Raw genomic sequence first — 20920 nt, 5'->3', positions numbered from 1 at the left:
TTTGTATTTGTTAGAAGGGGGATTGGTTTATGAAAGGTATTTTTATACCTGTTGTTGTAAGTTTTGTTTTAATTTTTGTGGCTTGCAGTAAAGATGATAGTTCTGATAATGGTAATCCTAAAAGTTTAAAATCGGTTAAAATTGCTTATGTTAATTGGATAGGTGAAACAATTGCTACTAATATTGTAAGAGTTGTTTTTGAGAGAATTGGATATAATGTGGAAATATTGCCTGTGACTACGTCTATAATGTATCAGTATTTAGCATCTGGACGAGTGGATGGTATGGTATCTGCATGGGTGCCCACAGCAGATAAGTTTTATTATGAAAAATTTAAAGATAAATTTGTTGACCTTGGTGCTAATTATGAGGGTACATTACAAGGGTTTGTAGTTCCAAGTTATGTTACGATTTCAAGTATTTCAGAACTTAAAGGTAGGGGTTCTGAATTTAAAAATAAAATGATAGGAATAGATGCAGGAGCAGGTACTCAGCTTTCTGTAGAGGAAACTCTTAATCGTTATGGATTGAGTGAAGAATATGAGCTTATCTCTTCGAGTGAAAGTGTAATGCTTGCAAGTTTGGAATCCGCCATTAATAAACAAGAATGGATTTTGGTGCCTTTATGGCAACCTCATTGGGCATTTGTTAAGTATGATATTAAATTTTTAGATGATCCATTATTGTCAATGGGAGGTCCTGAGAGTATTCATTCTCTTGTTAAGCTAGGACTTCAAGAAAGTGATCCTGATGCTTATTATTTATTTGATAATTTTTACTGGGGTGATGATTTGTTATTGCCTTTGATAGAAAAAAATTATAAAGAGCCTGGCCAAGAATATAAAAATGCTGTTGAATTTGTTGATTCTCATAAGGACTACATAAAAAATTGGGTTCCAGATAAATATAAAAATTTATTTGATTAATCTTGTTTTAAATTCTTTTAATGAATTTAATATTGGATTTTTAGTTGGTAGTGATTCACAACCTCCTTTAAAGAGTGCATTGCATCTAATTATTCTTAGTGTAATAAGAATAAAAGCCGTTAAAATATTATATTTTTTTAAACAATTAAGTGCATAGTTTGAGCAACTGGGTTGATATATACAGTAAAAACCAACTATTTTAGAGAGAGTTTTTTGGTATATTTTGATCAGTAGTATCAGGATTAAGTTTATCACTATAAAAATTTTTTTTAATATTCGAATGTATATCATAATATTATGTTATTATATAGGAACCATAATGAATATATTAATTATTAATAAAAATATTTTATTTTATTTTATTAAAACTAGTTATAATATCAATCATTTAATATTAATTTTTCTTTTATCAGTTCCGTCTTATGCAGAAGAAGTTATAAAAATATCTTCCATGGATGCTGTTAATATGGCTTTAAAATATAGCTTAGAATCTAAAAATGCTAAATACCAAGAAGAGATAAAGAAATTATATAAAGATAGATCTTGGAATATTTTTGTGCCAAATGTGGGATTTTCTTCAAATATTTCAAGACAAAATCCTTTTATGTCAAATGTGAGAGGAGAACATTGGCACTTGGGTTTAGGTGTTTCTGCTGAATTTTCAATATCACCATCTGTTGTTAATAAAATGAGACTTGCTTCTTTTAATTATGACGAAGTTGTTATAGATAGAGAAAGAGTTAATAGAGATATTAAGTTGAATGTTCTTAAAATATATAATGAACTTTTAGCTTTTAAAAGTATTGTAGACGTTTTAAAGGAACAGCTTGATAAAGGGAAACTTAAATTTGAACAAGTAAGTATTGCTTATGATAATGGTCTTATTTCCGAGATAGATTATCTTGATTCTAAACTTAAATATAATAAGCTTCAGCCCAATTTGGATGAACAAATCATTAAGTTTGAGGAGATAAAGTCAAAATTTAGGTTGTTAATAGGATTAGATGTCTTGCAAGATTTTGAAGTTGTAGGTGAATTATCAGATGATATATTGGATTTTTCATTTTTTAATGAAATTATAGATGTTTATGAAGATTTAGAGATAAGAAAATTAAATAATTTTGTTAAAATTATGCAAACTACTCTTGATAGTCTTTGGTTAGATGCCTTTTTACCTAGCTTGTCATTGTCAATGTCTTATAATCCTGGAAATATTTCTTTTGGTAGTGGTTTTTCTGGTTTGGGGCAACAAGGATTTCATTTTGTTTTTGGATTAACTTATAGTTTAACTGAGATTTTGCCTTTTTCGAAAAGTTTTACAGAAATATGGAAACAAGATTATCAATTGAAAATGTTAAGAGATCAAATTGATAATAAAATGCGTGAATTTAAATCTAAGGTTGTTCAAAAACGTAAAAACATGAGGCTATATAAGTCTATTTTAGATAATTCTAAAATGACATTGGAGATTTCTAAAAAGAATTATCAAATAGCTTTTGATGCTTTTAATGCAGGTACTATAGATCTTATAAAGTTAAATGATATTGAGCTTTCTTATAAGCAGAGTGATTTACAGTTGATAAAAGATAAATTAAATTATGCTAATTTAGTACTTGAGTATAAAGATTTAATAAATAAATTGGATTAATGGAGGAATATTTATGAGTCTGATTTGTAGTATTAGGGGGTTGTATTAAGTATTATTTCTTACCTTTAGTTTTATTCTTTATCTTTTCATGTAGTGAAGAGAGAGAAATGCAAGAAGATGTTGCTAGCGATAATACTGCTGGTGATGTTATTGATAAACCCTATAGGTTTCCAGTTGTTGTGATGAAGGCTCGACGAGGAGCTATCAGTGATTATATTTCTTTGAATGGTGATGTTGATACCAAAGTTAAGGTCAAAGTATTTCCAGATGTTGCAGGTAAAATAAAGTCTTTTAATATCAAACTTGGGAGTTATGTAGAGAAGGGACAAGTTATTGCAATGCTTGATCCTTCAAAGCCAGGTTCTTTTTATTTGCAGAGTCCGGTAAGATCTCCGATTTCTGGATATGTTTTGTTTGTTAATTGTAAAATTGGAGAAACAGTTACTCCTCAAACGAGTGTTGCATTAATAGGAAAAATGAATGTCATGCAAATTAAAACTTATGTTTCTGAAAAATATATCTTAGATATTAAGGTTGGTAATAATGCGCTTATTGAGTTTGGATCTTATTCTGATGAAAAGTTTCGGGCAAAGATTTCAGAAATATCGCCTATTTTAGATTTTAAAAGTCGTTCTGCTGAAGTATATCTTGAGCCTTTAGGAAGTGCTGCAAATAAAATGGTTGTGGGTATGTTTGTGAAGCTTAAAATTGTTACTAAGAATTCAAAAAATGTAATTAAAATACCAAAACATGCTTTTGTTGAAAGAGAAGGTAAACTTTGTGTGTTTAGGGTGAATACCGATTCAACAACAGTGGAGAGGGTGTTTCCTTTAGTAGATTTTGAAGTGGATAATATTGTTTCTATTAAGGATGGTATTAATGAGGATGATTTGATTGTGACTGAAGGTGTTTCTTGGCTATCAGATGGAGCTTTTGTAAATATCGTAGATACTCAAAATGGACTTGATGTTGAAGACAATATTTGATTTTTGAGGTTAATTATGTTAGTAAAAAAAGTTGTTAATAAACCAATAACGATGCTAATATTGTTTTCTTTATTGATTATTCTTAGTATTTATACTTTTTCAAGATTAAATATTAATTTGTTGCCCAATGTTGAAGATGCCAATCTTTACGTTTCTACTCTTTATGCAGGAAGTTCTGCAAAGGAAGTTGAAGAAAAAGTTACGCGCATTTTAGAAAGCAATTTGTCTTTAGTAAAGAATATCAAAACAATAAGTAGTATTTCTTCTAAAGGGCATAGTGAAATTACGCTTAATTTTTATCATGGAACCAATTTGGATTTGGTTTTAAATGAGGTAAAGGACACACTTGAGTTTTCAAAAGGTCTATTGCCAAAAGAAGCAGGTTTACCTAGGATTTCTAGAGATCGTTTAGATGGTATTCCAGTAATATCATTTTTTATGTATTCAGATAGGTCTGTTGTAGAACTTAAGAGGTATGCAAAGGAGCTTTTAAAGCCCAGATTGGAAAGACTTGCAGGGGTTGGACTTGTAAATATTACTGGAGGGGGTGATAAACATATTGTAGTTGAAGTCTCTCAAAATAGGTTGGAGGCATATGGACTTACTTTATCGGATATTGTGCCATTTATTTCTTCTCAAAATGTTGAATTTTCTGTTGGTGAGATCTTGGACAATGATTTACAATATCAAGTACAAATATCTGGGAATTTCAATTCAATTAAAGATTTGGAAGATGTTGTTATTGCTTATAAATCTTATTCTTTGCAAGATGATTCTTTAGTTCAGGTTAAGTTGAGAGATGTTGCAAGTATTAAGACTATTTTTAAAGAAAAAAAGTATGTATATTATAGTGATAAACCTTCTGTTAGTATATCTATACAAAAACAAAATGATGCAAATTTCGTTAATGTTTCAAATGCAGTAAATGCAGAATTTGAAAAAATTAAACTTATACTTCCAAAAGATATTTCTCTAGATGTTTTTAAAGATAATGCTGAACATATTAGGAATGCTCTTTCTTCTGTTTCTCATTCAGCTTATTCAGGAGCAGTTCTTGCATTATGTATTATTTTCTTTTTTTTAAGAAGCTTTAGAGCAACTGTTATTATTGGCATTACAATACCATTAGCTATTATTATTACTTTTTGTTTAATGTATTTTGCAAATATTTCATTAAATATTATGAGCTTATCAGGGCTTGCTTTAAGTGTTGGTATGGTTGTAGATTGTTCTATTGTTGTTATAGAGAATATATATAGATATAGGCAAAAAGGTGCAAAGCTTATATCTGCTGCTATTCTTGGAACACAAGAAATGATGATTCCAATTATGGCTGCAACTTTAACGTCGATTTGTGTATTTGCACCTATGCTTATTTTTAAAGCAGAATTGGGTATGATTGGTGATTTTCTTAGGGATTTTGCTTTTACTATTGTTATATCTTTAACGGTTTCTTTGTTTGTTGCAGTTTTTTTAGTTCCGGTTTTGTCAAGTTACTATATTAAACTTTATACTAGTTTTCAAAAACCCATTAGAAACACATTAGTTAAAAAAGTTGATGGCTTTTTACATAATGTTTATGCTTTTGGAGAGAGATTTTATGTTATTTTATTGAATTATGTTTTGAATCATAAGTTGATTTTTTTGTTTCTTGTTATATGTAGTTTTATTGTAAGTTTAGTTTTGTTTCCGTTTTTAAATGTATCTTTTATGCCTAATGAGCGTCCTTCTGTGATTAATTTTTCTTTTAGTTTTCCAAATAGAACAAGCTTGGATATTTCAAAATCATATTCAGATAAGGTTTTGGAAATTTTAAAAAGTGAAATTAGGGCTTATAAAAGTATTGTTTCTGATATAGATTCAGGAGGTTTTTATTTTAGAGTTTTATTGTCTTTAACAGAAGAAATTGATGATTGGAGAGAGATTCAGTATAGAGTTGATAATCGTGTTAAGAGTCTTTATCCTATTTTAAATTCTTATGCTTTATCAGATAGAAATTCTCTTGGCGGCCCTCCTATTGCAATTAAAATTACATCTTTAAATTTTGAATATGCAAAGGAATATGGAGAATTGTTGATTAATCTTTTAAAGAAAAGATTCCCAAGTCTTATAAATCCTAGACTTGATATACAAGAAGGGCCGCAAATTGATATAAATATAGATAGAGAGAAAGCTTATTCTTATGGGATTAATATAGAAACTATTTCAAGAGAAGTTGGAGCCAATATTGATGGGATTTCGGCAGGAAAATATATTGAAAATGGAGTGAGTTATGATATTTTGCTTAAGCTTGATAGAAATAATATTGTTGGATTGAAAGATTTGGATAATATATTTGTTATAAATAAATTTGGTGTAAAAATTCCTCTATCTTTAATAGCTAATTTGAGAAAGACAAAAGGAGTTAGCAGTCTGTTGCGAGAAGATCAATCTTTGGTAATTACACTGACAGCAGGTATTGCTCCAAATGAAAGTTTAGCTTCTGTTACGGAAGATGTAGTAGATTTTGTAACTAATAAAGTTCCACAAAGGGATGGTATATTGGTTAAATTTGAAGGAGAATATGATTCATTTATAAATAGTATGCAGCAATTTAAAGTAATAATTTTAATGGCTGTCTTGCTTGTATTTGGAGTAATGGCAGCACAATTTGAATCTTTGCTAAAGCCTTTTATTATTCTATTTACAATTCCATTGACTTTAATAGGTGTTATACTGATTTATTTTATATCAGGAGAAAAAATTTCTGTTTTGAGTGCGATTGGTATGCTTATGCTTGTTGGTGTTGTTGTTAATACTGGTATTGTATTGGTGGATTATATTAATTTATTGATTAAAAGAGGATTTAAGCTTAGAGAAGCAATAGTTGAAGCGGGTCGTTCTAGATTTAGACCAATTTTGATGTCTTCTTTAACCTCAATAATAGGACTGTTTCCAATGGCATTTTCAAATTCGAATAATAGTGAACTGATTAAACCAATTGCTTTTACCTTTATTGGTGGAATGATTGCTAGTACATTTTTAGCTTTGCTTTTTATTCCTATGCTTTTTGAAGCTTTTTCTAAGTTTTCTATAAAGAATTTTATTTTGATAAAATTCTTCTTTTTTGTCTTTAAAAGAGATCGTAAAAAGGAACAAGATGACTTATTAAATAAAAAAGAAAATAAAGATGTTATTTCTAAAATTGGTACTGATAGAAATGTTAAATTTAATGATTTTTTTATTAACGAAGATGAAAATTGATATGGAGGATGTGTGTATAGGGTTGAAATAATTTCTAACTTTTCTTTAGAATTTGATTTTCATGAATGTATAACTAGTATAGAAGAGGAATTAGGAGAGGTTATATATTATTCTAAAGTATATAATGTTAAGGGTAAAGGAACAAAAGGTGAAAGGCAGGGTAATGAAGTATGGCCTGAAGAGAATTTTATTTTTATAGTTTATACAGATAAGTTAATTATTGTAGAGAAATTAAAAAATATTACTGAAATTTTGGATAAAAAATATCCTACTGAGGGAATTAAATTTTTTGTTATTGGTAATTAGGCTTTTATTAATTTTTACTTTATACAATTTTGTTTTATAGATGTTTGTTAGTAATTTGAGAATTTGGTAAATATTATAAATTGTTACATTAAATAAGATTAAGATATATCTTATTAATTGGTATATTCTCAGGCAAGATTAAGTTATGATTTTGTTATTTAAAATGTTATAATTATTAATAATAATTCTTTATAATAAGTTTGTAGTAGGATCATATGTCAATAGTAAAGACTTTTTTTGAGATTGCTAGTAAGCATGGTTGTGGAATTGCACAAATATATAAAAATAATAAAGACTATTTTAAAGTTACTTATGCTGATTTGAAAGAGAATGTTTTAAAATTTGCTTCCTTTTTAAGGAAAATTAATTTAGGATATCAAGATAAAGTATTTATTTGTTCTGAAAATAGAATTGAATGGAGTGTTATAGATTTTGCGATTTTATCTTTAGGTGCTGTTGATGTTCCTAAGGGTATTGATATTACTCTTTTTGAGGCTGAAATAATTATTAATAATATTGTTCCGAATGTAATCATAGTTGAAAATGTAGATCTTCTTGATTTAATTATTAAGCTTAAGTTTCAAATAAAACCTACTGTAATTGTTATTGATGATTTGTATGAAAAAGATAAATTACGTTTTAGTGAGTTTGAAGTTTATACTTATAAAGAGTGTATTTTAATTGGAGAAAATGCGAGACAGGATGAAGAGATTATTGAGACTGTCAATAATATTAGTCTTAATGATATGGCAACAATAATATATACTTCTGGTACTACAGGAAATCCTAAAGGAGTGATGCTCTCTCATGCTAATTTTCTTTATCAGGTGTCTAGTTTTAGTCGGATGATTAGTGTTACTGAGGGGCAGATATTTATGTGTATTTTGCCAATTTGGCATTCATTTCAAAGGTCATTTTCTTATAATATTTTTCTTAAAGGTATGACTTGTTTATTTTCAAATATTGTTCCAAGAAATATGCTTGATGATATTAGAAATATTAATCCTCATTATATTGCTGCTGTTCCTAGACTTTGGATTGCAATAAAACAAAATATTGTTAAAGAGATTTCAAAAAAAAACTTTTTTGTAAGGTTATTGTTTAGGATTTTTGTTAAATTTGCATGTATTAATGACATTTGTCGTAGAATAATTTTAGGTTTATATCCTGATAATGGACTGGATTTATTAATCCCTTTCAAAAAAATTTTAAGTATTTTGGGAGTAATAGTTTTATTTCCTTTGAATGTTTTGGGAAATTTGATTGTATTTAAAAAAATAAAAAAAGTTTTAGGCAATAATTTTGTTGTTGGTATTTCTGGTGGGGGTAGCATACCTTTGTATGTTGTGAGGTTTTTTAATGCAATTGGTATTAATCTTGCTAATGCTTATGGCTTAACGGAGGCATCTCCAGGTGTTGCATCTAATGAGTATGGGAAGATAATTGTTGGTACTAGTGGTAAAATATTACCCGGAACTATTGCTGAGATTAGAGATGAGAATGGCGTAAAACTTAAAAAACCTGGGAAAGGAGTTTTGTTTATTAAAGGTCCTCAAGTTATGATTGGATATTATCAAGATATAGAGGCTACAAGGCAAGTTATTGGTGATGATGGATTTTTAGATACGGGTGATATTGTGAAATTGTCAAAAGATAATGTTGTTCAAATTATAGGGAGGGAGAAAGATACTATTGTTTTAAACAATGGAGAAAATATTGAACCTGCTCCCATTGAAATTAAGCTTGAAGAATCTTTACTTATTGAGAAAGCTGTTGTTGTTGGGCAAGATCAAAAATTTTTAGGTGCATTAATTCTTCCTAATTTTGAGGAGATAAATAAATATTTAGAGAGCATAGGGCATAAAATTCGTGATACTAATAAACAACAAATTATTGCAAATAATATTGTTCTTAAAGCTATTGGTGATGAGATAAAAAAACTTATTAATAGGGCCAATGGATTTAAACCTTTTGAGCAGATACTAAAGTTTGTTCTTTTAGAAAAGCCATTTGAAGTAGGGAAAGAGATGTCTATTAAAATGGATATTAAGCGTAATTATATTTCGAATTTTTATCGAAATGAGATAAAAAATTTATTCTCCTGATTTATTGTAATATTATCTCAAGTTCTTTTATATCTTTTAATTTTGTGTTAGGTGAATGAGACTGTTTGTATACAAAGCCATTTCCTTTAATATTTATTTTTATATTTATATAGTCTTTTAAAATTTTCATTAAGTCTCTTTTAGAGAGTCCCTTGAGGTTTGGCAAAGTTTCTTTTATGTTATGTTTTATTATAGGTTTTGGTATACTGATTTTTGAAGAAATTTTAATTTTGTTGTATTCTTCTTTATTGTTTTTCTGTTCAATTAAATTTATTATTTCTTTAGCCATTGGTGCAGCGATTCTTGTTCCATATATGATTTTTTTAGGGTATCTGTATACGACATAAATAATATATTTTGGATCTTCTGTAGGATATATTACGAGTATTGAAGATGTATAATCTTCATTTGAATATTTACCTGTATTTTGATCTATTACTTGGGAAGTTCCACTTTTGGCTGAAATGCTTAAGTTTTTTGTCTTAAGTTTTGGTATGCCTCCTTTATTTACAACTTCTCTCATCAATTTTAAAACTTTTTGTGCTGTGTGTTCAGATATTACTTTTTTAATTTCTTCTTTAGGAAATTCTTGAATTGTATCTTGCATTTCATTGATTATTTTTTTTATGATTTTTGGTTTTAACATGATTCCTTTGTTACTCAATACGCTAGCAGCTTGTAATATTTGAATAGCAGAAACCCCTATTTCTTGTCCAAACCCAATTGTGGCTTTGCTTCGTCCTGACCATTTTGAATGATGATTTAAGATGCCTTTTGTTTCTCCGGGGAAAGGGAATCCAACTCTTTCTCCAAAACCAAAATCTATTAGTTTGTTATAGAAATATTCATTATTGATTTTGTCTGTAATATGAGCTATTCCTACATTAGAGGAATAAAGTAAAATTCCACTAAGATCAATATAATCATAAGGAGGATTTAATGTTTTAATTATAATTGTTTCTCCTGATTTGAATTTTTTTTGATATATACCGTTATCTAAAAATTTTTCGTTTGGTTTTAATAGTCCACTATCTAATAGAATAGCTACTGTAAATATTTTATTAATACTTCCAGGTTCATAGGTTAGTGATGTTGAAAAGTTGTTCCATATCTCTTTAGAATATTGTGAATAATAATTGGCATCATATTGTGGAAATTGAAGCATTGATAAAATTTCTCCATTCTTAGCATCCATTACTATTGTAATCATATTTTCAGGTTTATTTTCTTGAAAATATTTTTTGGCTATTTGATTTATATTGTTTTGAAGATCTATGTCTATTGTTAGGTAAATATTGTTTGTACTTAGTTTGTCATTTATAGATTGTTGTTTTGTAAAATCTTCGTTTAATATGGAGTTTAGAGAAAATTCAATACCTGTAAGTCCAATATTATCAATACCTACAAATCCTGTAATATTGCTTGTCAATTCTTTAAATGGATAAATTCTTTTATAATCTGGATAAAGTATGATATCTTTTAGTCTTCCTTCTGATTGAATTCTTTTGATTAGTTCTGATTCTTCTTTTGTTATTTGTCGTTTTATATACTGAAATCCTTTTTTTGACAACAGTTTTTGTTTTATTGTTTGAGGATCAATTTTTAATATTGCCCCAAGAGTTTCTGACGTGTTTACAATATTTTTTATTTTTCTTGGATCTGTTCCTACTGAATATGATTTTGAAGAGAAAGCTATTATTTTGCCATTTCTATCATAAATGTTACCCCTTCTTGATATATGATTTATTTTTTGAGGAAAATGTTGCATATTTTTTGAAAACATTAGTATGAAATATTGATAGATTGTTAACAGTGTTATTATGAGAAAAATTATCAGTATGATGTTTAATCTTAAGCTACTAGCAAAATTTTTATTCATCAATTATTTAGATGCTCCTTATTTTTGAATAAATATCATAATACTTAAGAATTTTATTATTAATTTTGATTAATTTTTTCTCATATTTATAATATTATATTATGAAAAGATTAAATTTGAAATTAGTAGAGGTTGAAATATAGTGGATGTTAGAACTTTAAAAGGTTTTAGAGATTATTTGCCGAAAGAAGCGTTAATTCGTACTCATATTATAAAACAAATATATAGTGTTCTGGTTTCTTATAATTTTGATTTAATAGATACTCCTATTCTTGAGTATTCTGAATTTCTTTTAAAAAAGGGTGGGGATGAAGTAGAAAAGCAAATTTATAGATTTAAGGATAATGGAGATAGGGATGTTTCCATGCGTTTTGACTTGACCGTTCCTTTTGCAAGATTTATGGCTACTAATAAATCTAAGATTAAATTTCCTTTCAGAAGGTCTCAAATAGGTAAGGTATTTAGGGGTGAGAATACTCAAAAGGGCAGATATAGAGAGTTCATGCAATTTGATTTTGATATATTAGGTGAGGATACTTTTCGTAGTGATGCTGAGATTTTATCTATTGTTTATTGTGGACTTGAAGAGGTTTTTTTAAATTTTATAGAAGGTATTAATATAAAATTTGTTATTCACTTTTCTCATATTGGAATATTAAATACTTATATTGAAAAGTTGGGATTAAAGGATAAATCCATTTTTATTTTAAGGAATATAGACAAATTAGACAAAATAGGAATTGAGGCTGTACGAGAAAATTTGCTTTTAGAGTTAAGTGAAGAGCATGTTGATTTAGTATTAGAATTTGTAAATTTAGATGGAACTTTTAGTAATAAAGTAAAGGCTTTAAGAAGTATTTTAGGAGATAATGATGCTGTTAAGAGAATAGAAGATATTTTTGTACATTTGAATGCATTGGGAATTCAAGATGCTTTTAATTTTAATTTAAAGATAGTGCGTGGACTTGATTATTATACCGGACTTGTATTTGAGGCTGAAATGTTAGGTGTTAATATGGGAAGTATTTGTAGTGGTGGGAGATATGATAATTTATTGTCTTTATTTTCTGGTTCTTTGCAAAAAGTTTCAGGGGTTGGAGGATCTTTTGGTATTGATAGGATTCAAGATATAATTGAAATTGATAAATTTAATTACATTAAGTTGTTTGTGGTTAAAGCCAGTTCTAGAGTATTAATTGTTAATATAGACGATACTTTGCAAGATTATTATTATAAACTTGCAGATAAATTTAGAAGACATGATTATTCTAAGATAAATAATATTGCTTGTGAGGTATATCCTAAGAGTAAAGATGGTAAAAATATTAAGATTCAAATAGAGTATGCTCTTGCTAAGGCTATAAGATTTTTAATTTTTGTGGGTCAAGAAGAATATCAAGAAGGTAAGTTAAAGGTTAGAGATTTAACCAAAAAGGAAGAACTGTTATTGTCTTTTGATGAGGCTATTAAGTTTATTAAGGGTAATGATAAATTTTTATGCACACCTTTTTAATTAAAGGTGGTTAAATTTTATTACTTTTTTAAATTAAATTTATTCTTTTTCTTTTTTGATTTTTCGAATTGTGATTGCATTTAAGAGTAATGTATTTGTATTGTATTCATATTTGATTTGTCCTAATATTTCAACACAGTCTTTGAAATTAATTTCAATATCAAAGTTTATTTTTGTTGTTATTATTCCCTCAAGTATATCTTTATTGTATCCTACATAAAAATCAAAGTAGGTTATGTTATTTTTTTTTTCAATATTATTGATAATTCCTTCCCATTTAACGTATACATCTGAATAAATTAGTGGATTTTTTTTAATTTCTTTTAAAATTAAAAAATCGTCAAATGTGATAAAATCTGGGCTTGATATAAAACTTGCAAGATTTTTGGCTTTAAGTTTTATTGATTCTGATGCATTTGAATTTAATATTTTATTTATTTCGATCCTTGCAAAATTGTCTTTACCGTTTTTTAAATGGCTTTTTATTTTTTGAAATGAATTTTTAATTTCAGTTTCAGTTAGTATGAATACAAATTGTCCTTCATAATTTTTTATTTTTTCTTTGTCATTTATTTTGATGTCATCAATATATGTTGCTACATTGTTAATAGTTTTTTTTATGTTTGTTTGAGAATTATTTATTATTAATTTAATATTTTCTTTGAAATTTGTAAATGAAAATATTGCTATTAGCAAAAATGAAATACTAACTATTGATAATATTATTTTTGTTAATTTATAAAAATTCTCTCCTTTTTCTACTTTGATTTTTGGAAATAATTTATCATATATTTTGTTTTTTGTAAGAAATAATGTTCCTTGAATAGGATGTTTTCTGATGATTTCTAATGATAATTCTGAACGTTTTATATCTTGATTATCTTCTATCATTTTAAGCCATATTTGTATAGCTTTGTCTTCTTTACCTTGAGCTGCTAATAGTATTGCTATTGATTGTTTGACATCTGGTTCTGTTGGATTTAAAGTATAAGCTTTTTTTAGATATATTTGAGCGTTTCCTAAATTTCCCATTCTAAGATAAGACATTCCTAAAATATAATGATAAATATAGTAATCTTTATAGAAAAAAATTTCCTTTTCTATAAGTTTTATTACGTCTGCGTATTTATGAGAGTTATAATAATTAATAGACTTGTTAATAAGTTTTTTAGGTGCTGTTTCCATAAAGTTGAACTTACCCTCATGATATTATTTTTAATATTTTTATATATAAATATTATCTTAAAAAAATGATAAATAAAATAATATTGTTGTTTTGTTTTAAATGGATGTTAGTTTGACTAAAAATTTATTAATGTTATAATTATATAAGTCGTTTGGGATTTATACATATTGTAAAGTGGTAGGAATGTGTCATCAGAAAAAATCGCGGAATTAATCAAAGATATTTATTTAAGTTTCAAAAAAGGTGATTTTAAAACAGCTTTGATGAAATCAGAAGAAGCGCATTCTCTTGATTTTGACAATGTTGAAATTTTGACGGCTTTAAAGAGTTCTGTATATTGGAATGGTCAAATTGAAAGTCTTGATAGAATAGATAAGGATTATGAAAAGGCCGAATTTTTAACAAGAGAATGGAATAATTTTGCTAGAAGATATTTAAAAAAAATGAATTTTGATTTTATTCAAGGGCGTAACTCAATTAAGTATTTTGTATTTCAGTTATGTTTGAATATATATCAAAATATATATAGGTTACAACCAGAAAATCTAGACATTTTAATAAAGATTGCTAAGTCTTATAAAGGAATGGGTAATTATGAGAGAGCTATAGCTGTTTTTTTACAAATATTGGGAGATGCAAAGGATAATGCAGATGTGGTTGCTGAGCTTGCTGATTCTTATGCTCTTATTGATGAGATTAAAGAAGCCAAGGTATTGTTTAGAGAAGCTTTTTTTATTAATCCTCAAAAGATCGATATAGATGCGCTTGAATCTGAAATGATACTTAAATTAGTAGAAGCTATTAAGAGTGATAGAAATATTTCTGATACTCTTATTAAAGAGTGGATACCTGTTTATGGTGCACTTAATGGTGTTTTTAATATAAAAAGAGAATTGAGGCCTATTGAGCTTGGTCATTTAAAGCAATCTGTTTATAGTTTGCGTAATGAACTTAAAGAAAAGTCTTATAGATCAATAAATGAGAGCATATTGCTTCCAAGGCTTATTAATAAATATTTTTGGCTTATTGATCATTATGTAAGGATAAAAGAAGATCGTGTTAGAATCGATGAAATTTTATCTTATATTAAAGAAATAGATATAGGAATATATCAGCAATATGTCAATTAGATTGGTTTTAATAAAATTGATATTAGGAGAGTTGAATGTCTAATATTACTATAGAAAGATTAGATAATATCTTGCAAGAGGATAAATGGACAAGAATAGTTGTTAACAATTATTCTCTTGCTAAGATAAAGGAATTGGATGAGTTAATAGATAATATAATTTCTGAAAATTTAACAGAAGAAGCTTTGGATATTTGTGGTAAGCATTTAAAAGATATCAAGAAAAGTATTGCTGGTCTTTATATTTCAGGAATGCTTATATATAGTAGAAGACCACTTAATGATATGAGTTTGCTTACAGTTGTAGATTTGTTTTCTCAGAACTTAAAGTGGTCTCTTGTTGAGCATATATGTCACAAGATGCTTTTAACTTCTGAGAACAAGCATGCACTCTATACACTTGCAAAGATATATGCACAAAATAATGAAAATGATAAGTTGCCAAGTATTTGGATGCGTATTGTTGAAGCTGATGTTGATGATACTGTTTTTGTAAGACAACTTGCTACTCATTATGAGAATGTTGATTTGCAAAAATCAATATATTTTTTTAGAAAGGCTATTTATCGTTTTATAGATAAAAAACAAATGTCAGGCATTAGAGAAATATGGTCTAAATTGATAAGATATGTCTCTGATGATTTTGATTCCTTTTTGTTAATCCTTCAGAAAGTTGAAAAAGAACTTGGTTTTAAAAAGGTAGTGGTTCTTTATGAAGATTTGTATGAACATTATTCTGTAAGTGGCAATATCGATGAGACAATAGAAATTTTAAAAGGAATTTTAAAACTTGATAATAAAAATCAGAAAGCAAGAGAAAATTTAGTGATTTTTTTAAGAGAAAAGTATAAGGATGTTAATAATATCGAAGAGTATCTTGAAAAGTCTGATATTGAAAATTTAGATAAAAATTTTGTTGATGTTTATTCTGATTTTGAAAAATATTTGTTTTTTGCTAAAGGCAATTTTGTTTATCATCAGACTTGGTTTGTAGGAATAGTTAAAGATGTAAATGATCAGGGTATTTTAGTTGATTTTGTATCTAAACGCGGACATTTTATTAGTTTTGATATGGCTATATCTGCTTTATCTCCTCTTGAGAGGGAAGATATTAGAGTTTTAAAGGCTATTAAACCTAAAGAAGAGCTTGTTGAGCATCTAAAGAGAGATATTGAATGGGCGTTAAAAGTAATTATTAAAAGTTATAAGTCGATTGATCTTAAAGGGATTAAAAGAGAACTTGTTCCAAGTTTGATGACTCAGAGTGCTTGGAATTTATGGAGTGTGAAAGCTAAACAAATTTTAAAAGATAATCCTCATTTTGTTATGGCATCTGGAAAAGCTGACTGTTATATATATAATGAGCGAGCTTCTAATTTTAATGAAAAGATTTATGATAAGTTTAAGGTAGAAAAAGATTTTTATAAAAGATATGAAATTTTTATGCATTATTATACTTCTGGTGGTATTGTAAAAGATTCACATATTGAAGAAGAAATGTTAAATTATTTTTTGATTTATGTTAATAATTTTGCAAAAGTTGATCATTATGTTATAAGTTCTTACGTAATACTTAAATCTTTAAAAGATTTTGATGATAAGATTGCTTTAAAAATTAATATTGAAAGAGATATTAATTTAGAAGTTCTCTTGAAGGAATATTCTAAGAGTATAGTTGATCTTTTTGATGCTATTTTGAATGCAGATATTAAAAAGGAATTGATATCTTTGATTAAAGAAGAATTGGTTGATTGGGTTGCTTATTATAAGCAGCTTTTTCCTTGTTATGTGAATAAAAAATTAATTGATTCTCTTTATAAAGAAGATATAAAAGAAACCGAACATCTTTTTAATTATGTTACCAAGAATTATAAGATGTATAAAGATGCTTATATTTGGATTTTAAAACATTATACTTCTTATTCTCTTAATTTAGATTATTCTGATGCAGATTTATTGGTAAATTTGATTAAAATTTTAACAGATAGTGTTATTAAGATTAATAATAAAAATAATTCTGTTGCTAATAAGCGGATTTATAAGATGGTAAGTAATCTTTTAATTAAAGATAAATATCTTAGTATTGTTTTAAGTAATGTTATGGATGAGGAACTTGCTAAGAGGATATATATGACTTGTTTTTACATAAGAGATTTTCCGCCAAAAGATTTAATACATATTAAAACTGCAATAAGAACTGTATTTGGTAATATTGAATTTGAAGACGAGAAGATGCAAGTTTCAGGAGATAAGGTTGAGATAGGATTTTTAACTATTTTAAGTTCTCTTAGCAAAAAGCAAAAAGAATTACAATATTTAAAAGATGTAGAAATACCAGAAAATTCGAAAGAAATTGGTAAGGCACGTGAACTTGGTGATTTAAAAGAAAATGCAGAATATCATTCTGCAAAAGAGAGACAACAGTTTTTAACAAAGAGATTAAATACTCTTATGTCTGAGATAGATGTTGCTAAGGTTATTGATATTAAAGAACTTCAAAGTTCTGTTGTTGGATTTGGAACGAAAGTTACTATGATTAATAAAGATACGGAACGAGAGGAGTCTTATTTAATATTTGGTCCTTGGGAATCAAATCCTGATGAAGGTATTATATCTTATAAATCACCTTTTGGAGAAAATTTGTTAGATTCTCGGGAAGGTGATAGTCTTGATTTTGTTATAAATGATACTCATTTTCAATATTATGTTAAGAAGATAGAGCCTGCCAAAATTAATTGAGAGAGATAAGATGTCAAAATTAAAAGATCCAATGGATGATTCTTTGAAAAATAAATTGAACAAAGAAAAAGCCATTGAACTTGCTAGAGTGCAAATAGAGAAGGATTTTGGAAAAGGAAGTCTTATTAAAATGGGAGAATCTCCTGTAGGAAAATATTTAGAGAGCATACCTAGTGGTTCTATTTTGCTTGATGAGGCAATTGGTATTGGTGGGTATCCTAGAGGCAGAGTAGTGGAAATTTTTGGTCCTGAGTCTTCTGGTAAAACTACTTTAACTCTTCAAGCAATTGCTGAGATTCAAAAGACAGGTGGAATTGCGGCTTTTATTGATGCTGAACATGCTCTTGATCCTGTTTATGCAAGGGCCTTGGGTGTTAATATTAATGAACTTTGGCTTAGTCAACCTGATACAGGAGAACAAGCCCTTGATATTGCTGAATATTTAATTAGGAGTGGTGGAGTTGATTTAATTGTTGTTGATTCTGTTGCGGCTTTGACGCCACAAGCAGAAATTGATGGCGAGATGGGTGATACTCAAATTGGACTTCAAGCAAGACTTATGAGTAAGGCTTTAAGGAAAATTACAGCCATACTTTCAAAATCTAATACTTGTATTATGTTTATTAATCAAATAAGAATGAAAATTGGTTTAGTCTTTGGTAGTCCAGAGACTACTACTGGAGGAAATGCTTTGAAATTTTATTCTTCCCTTCGTCTTGAAGTTAGAAAGGTTGAGCAAGTTATAGGCAGTTCTTCAGATAATGTTATTGGTAACAAGATAAGAGTTAAGGTTGTTAAAAATAAAGTGGCACCTCCTTTTCGTAAAGCCGAACTTATAGTTTATTTTGGTAAAGGTATTTCGCGTGAGGCGAGTATATTAGATGCTGCTATTAAATATAATTTGGTTCAAAAATCAGGTTCTTGGTATGCTATGGGAGATGATAACTTAGGACAAGGTAGAGAAAATGTTATTGAGTATCTTTTTAAGGAAAAAGCCCTTGCAAATGAACTTGAAAATAAACTTAGAAAAATAATATTTGAAAGTCCTAGTCAAGATTCTCTTACAGTTGATATTTCTAAGAGTGAGGAAAATAAAGAATAAAATAAGAAATGATGAATTTAGATAATTATTTGATTGTTTGTAATGATTTTAAAGGAGAAATAGGGGTCTTTTTTGATTACATAAGAAATAAAAGAGAAATTCTTAAGACTTTTAATTTAAATCAAATAATAGAAGATTTTTTAGCGTTTTCTGAAAATATTGAAATGGATGTTAGAGAATTAATTAAATTTTATTCTTTTACAACTAGTTTGCTTTATTTAAAAACCCAAGTACTCTATCCAGTTAAATTAAAAGATCGAAAATTTGTTGAAAAAGAAATAGTTAATAAGTTGATGAAATTTAGTGATAAATATGTGGTGTCTAGAAAATTTGTTCGAAAAAAAGATGAAGTATGTTTAGATATATCTAAATTTCCTTTTTTAAAGGAAAATGTTGTCTTTTTACAAAATGTAGATGATGCGAAGAATTATATTGCTAATATTAATGAAGTTAAGAATAAAGATAGAACAATGAGGGTCAGTAAAGAACGAAATGATATTTTATCTGATAGATTTAGGTTTAATATTGTTTTAGATACTTATGATGCTAAGATTGCAGATAAAAAAAATAAAATCATGTTACTTTTGGCTAAAGAGGATAAGTGTAGATTTGAATTTTTATTGCGTTTAGATGATAAATTTTACTTTTTTGAGAGATTTTGTTATTTTTTAATCGTTCTTGAATATAAAATGTCAAATGTTATAGATTTGGTTTATGTAAATAATGAATTAATTGTAATAAAGGGAAGAGGTATTGACGAATATAAACAGCAAAGGGCTTAGAGTACATGTTTTTTTGGCAGAAAAAGGTATAGGTTCTAGGAGGTTTTGCGAAGAGCTTATAAGAAAAAATCTTATCAAAGTAAATGGCATTTTTGCTAAGCTTGGAGATAAAGTTTTCTTGGGTGATAGAGTGGAGTATGGAAAACAAGTGTTTGTTTTTCAAGATTCTAAAGTTGTAAATAAAATTTATATTGCTCTTAATAAACCTATAAATTACCTTTGTTCAAATTTTGATCCAATGGGAAGAAAATTGGCAATATCTTTGGTTCAGCCTTTATTTAGAGAACGTTTATTTTCAATTGGCAGGCTTGATTTTAAAAGTTCTGGTCTTTTGCTTTTTACTAATGATGGTCGGTTTGCAAATAGTATTGTGCATCCAAAGAATGAAATAGAAAAGGAATATATTATTGAATCAAAAAGGGTTGTTAGTGAAGATTTGCTTGTTAATTTTAAGAATGGAATAAAAGTTGATAATGAACTTTTTAAGTTAAAGTCTTATGTTATGCTTGGTAATAATACAGCCAGGTTAATTTTAACAGAAGGTAAAAATAGAGAAATTCGTAAAGTTTTTTTAAGTAGGAATATCTTTTTAAAGAAAGTGCATAGAGTTAGGATAGGTAATATTACATTGAGTAATTTGAAAGAAGGACAAATTAAGGTTTTGTCTTTAGCTAAAATTAATAAATTAAAAACTCAGTTTTTGGGGGCATTGATGTGATAATAGCAATTGATGGACCTTCAGCTTCAGGAAAAAGTTCTGTTTCAAAAGCATTGAGTATGAAATTGGGTTTTAAATTTATTAGTTCTGGTTATTTGTATAGAATAATAACTTTAATTGCTCAAAGATTTACTTTAAATGAGTATGATTTGCTTAATGAGAGTAAACTTGTGGATTTAATATCTCAAAATGATATTAAATATAATGATAATTCTTTTCTTTTAAATGGTGTTGATGTTATAAGTCATATTTTAACTGAAAAAATAGATTTTCAAGTTTCTCTTTATTCTTCTTATGTAAATATTAGGAAGATTGTGAATAAAAAATTAAGAGAAATAGTTAAAATTCAAGATGATGATTATATAATAGAGGGTAGAGATATTACTACTGTAGTATTTCCAGAAGCTAAGATTAAAATATATCTTGATGCTTCTGTTGAAGTGAGAACTTTAAGACGGTATAATCAAAGGGATGATGATATGGCTTTAATTGAACTGGAGCAGGCACTTGAGAAGCGAGATGAAATTGATCAAAATAAAGAGTATGGTAAATTGAAGTTGGGTAAAGGGGTTTTTTATATTGATACAAGCTATAAAAGTTTAGATGATGTATGTGATATTATCATAAAGACGTTTAATTTGAAAAAAAAGTGATAGAG

The 20920-nt window shown here is 27.5% G+C and carries 16 protein-coding genes; 13 read left to right on the top strand and 3 right to left on the bottom strand.

What is annotated here, in order from left to right:
• The first annotated feature begins 29 nt into the window (after positions 1-29).
• On the top strand, positions 30-926 hold the full coding sequence (locus BDU_RS00730; protein ID WP_012537915.1) for a glycine betaine ABC transporter substrate-binding protein: 897 nt from the start codon (positions 30-32) through the stop codon (positions 924-926).
• Here BDU_RS00730 and yidD read toward each other — a convergent pair.
• Entirely contained in the window at positions 915-1217 is a 303-nt protein-coding gene (gene yidD, locus BDU_RS07670) for a membrane protein insertion efficiency factor YidD (protein WP_012537914.1), read from the bottom strand. The two genes, BDU_RS00730 and yidD, sit on opposite strands and share 12 nt — an antisense overlap.
• Before the next feature lie 28 nt (positions 1218-1245).
• Here yidD and BDU_RS00720 point away from each other — a divergent pair, with 28 nt between their 5' ends.
• The 5 genes from BDU_RS00720 (at position 1246) to BDU_RS00700 (ending at position 9214) form a co-directional block, all read left to right on the top strand.
• Positions 1246-2574 (top strand): TolC family protein, encoded by a 1329-nt coding sequence (locus tag BDU_RS00720; protein ID WP_143705833.1) that lies wholly within the window; start codon positions 1246-1248, stop codon positions 2572-2574.
• A 107-nt stretch (positions 2575-2681) separates the two neighbouring features.
• Positions 2682-3560: an efflux RND transporter periplasmic adaptor subunit gene (locus BDU_RS00715; protein WP_012537912.1), complete on the top strand. Its 879-nt coding sequence runs from the start codon at positions 2682-2684 to the stop codon at positions 3558-3560.
• 15 nt (positions 3561-3575) lie between these two features.
• Positions 3576-6803, top strand: a complete 3228-nt coding sequence (locus BDU_RS00710; RefSeq protein ID WP_041177678.1) for an efflux RND transporter permease subunit — start codon at positions 3576-3578, stop codon at positions 6801-6803.
• 12 nt (positions 6804-6815) lie between these two features.
• Positions 6816-7109 carry a PG0541 family transporter-associated protein gene (locus BDU_RS00705; protein WP_012537910.1) on the top strand — a complete coding sequence of 98 codons (294 nt, stop codon included), beginning with the start codon at positions 6816-6818 and terminating at the stop codon, positions 7107-7109.
• Between the two features lie 215 nt (positions 7110-7324).
• Positions 7325-9214 (top strand): AMP-binding protein, encoded by a 1890-nt coding sequence (locus BDU_RS00700; RefSeq protein WP_012537909.1) that lies wholly within the window; start codon positions 7325-7327, stop codon positions 9212-9214.
• 1 nt (position 9215) lies between these two features.
• Here the strand turns inward: BDU_RS00700 and BDU_RS00695 are convergent, their stop codons facing one another.
• Positions 9216-11093: a penicillin-binding protein gene (locus BDU_RS00695; RefSeq protein ID WP_038365994.1), complete on the bottom strand. Its 1878-nt coding sequence runs from the start codon at positions 11091-11093 to the stop codon at positions 9216-9218.
• A 142-nt stretch (positions 11094-11235) separates the two neighbouring features.
• Here BDU_RS00695 and hisS point away from each other — a divergent pair, with 142 nt between their 5' ends.
• Positions 11236-12606, top strand: coding sequence for a histidine--tRNA ligase (hisS, locus tag BDU_RS00690; RefSeq protein ID WP_012537907.1), 1371 nt, complete (start codon positions 11236-11238; stop codon positions 12604-12606).
• 39 nt (positions 12607-12645) lie between these two features.
• On the opposite strand, the gene BDU_RS00685 is transcribed toward hisS, so the two are convergent.
• Positions 12646-13791: a tetratricopeptide repeat protein gene (locus tag BDU_RS00685; RefSeq protein WP_012537906.1), complete on the bottom strand. Its 1146-nt coding sequence runs from the start codon at positions 13789-13791 to the stop codon at positions 12646-12648.
• 186 nt (positions 13792-13977) lie between these two features.
• Here BDU_RS00685 and BDU_RS00680 point away from each other — a divergent pair, with 186 nt between their 5' ends.
• From BDU_RS00680 to cmk, 6 genes are read left to right on the top strand one after another with little or no spacing between them, the layout of a single operon-like run.
• Complete coding sequence (locus BDU_RS00680; RefSeq protein ID WP_012537905.1) at positions 13978-14922, top strand: tetratricopeptide repeat protein; 945 nt, start codon at positions 13978-13980, stop codon at positions 14920-14922.
• Positions 14923-14957: 35 nt separating this feature from the next.
• A complete protein-coding gene (gene greA / locus BDU_RS00675) occupies positions 14958-17660 on the top strand; it encodes a transcription elongation factor GreA (protein ID WP_012537904.1) in 2703 nt (900 codons plus the stop codon).
• Positions 17661-17670: 10 nt separating this feature from the next.
• Entirely contained in the window at positions 17671-18762 is a 1092-nt protein-coding gene (gene recA, locus BDU_RS00670) for a recombinase RecA (protein WP_012537903.1), read from the top strand.
• An 8-nt stretch (positions 18763-18770) separates the two neighbouring features.
• Positions 18771-19544, top strand: a complete 774-nt coding sequence (locus tag BDU_RS00665; RefSeq protein WP_012537902.1) for a hypothetical protein — start codon at positions 18771-18773, stop codon at positions 19542-19544.
• Positions 19525-20262, top strand: coding sequence for a pseudouridine synthase (locus tag BDU_RS00660; protein ID WP_376984135.1), 738 nt, complete (start codon positions 19525-19527; stop codon positions 20260-20262). Before BDU_RS00665 ends, BDU_RS00660 begins: the two co-directional genes overlap by 20 nt.
• Positions 20259-20915, top strand: coding sequence for a (d)CMP kinase (gene cmk, locus BDU_RS00655; protein ID WP_012537900.1), 657 nt, complete (start codon positions 20259-20261; stop codon positions 20913-20915). Before BDU_RS00660 ends, cmk begins: the two co-directional genes overlap by 4 nt.
• The last annotated feature ends 5 nt before the right edge of the window (positions 20916-20920 follow it).

This window comes from Borrelia duttonii Ly (assembly GCF_000019685.1).
Taxonomy (GTDB): domain Bacteria; phylum Spirochaetota; class Spirochaetia; order Borreliales; family Borreliaceae; genus Borrelia; species Borrelia duttonii.
This window is presented reverse-complemented; position numbering and strand designations above follow the sequence as displayed.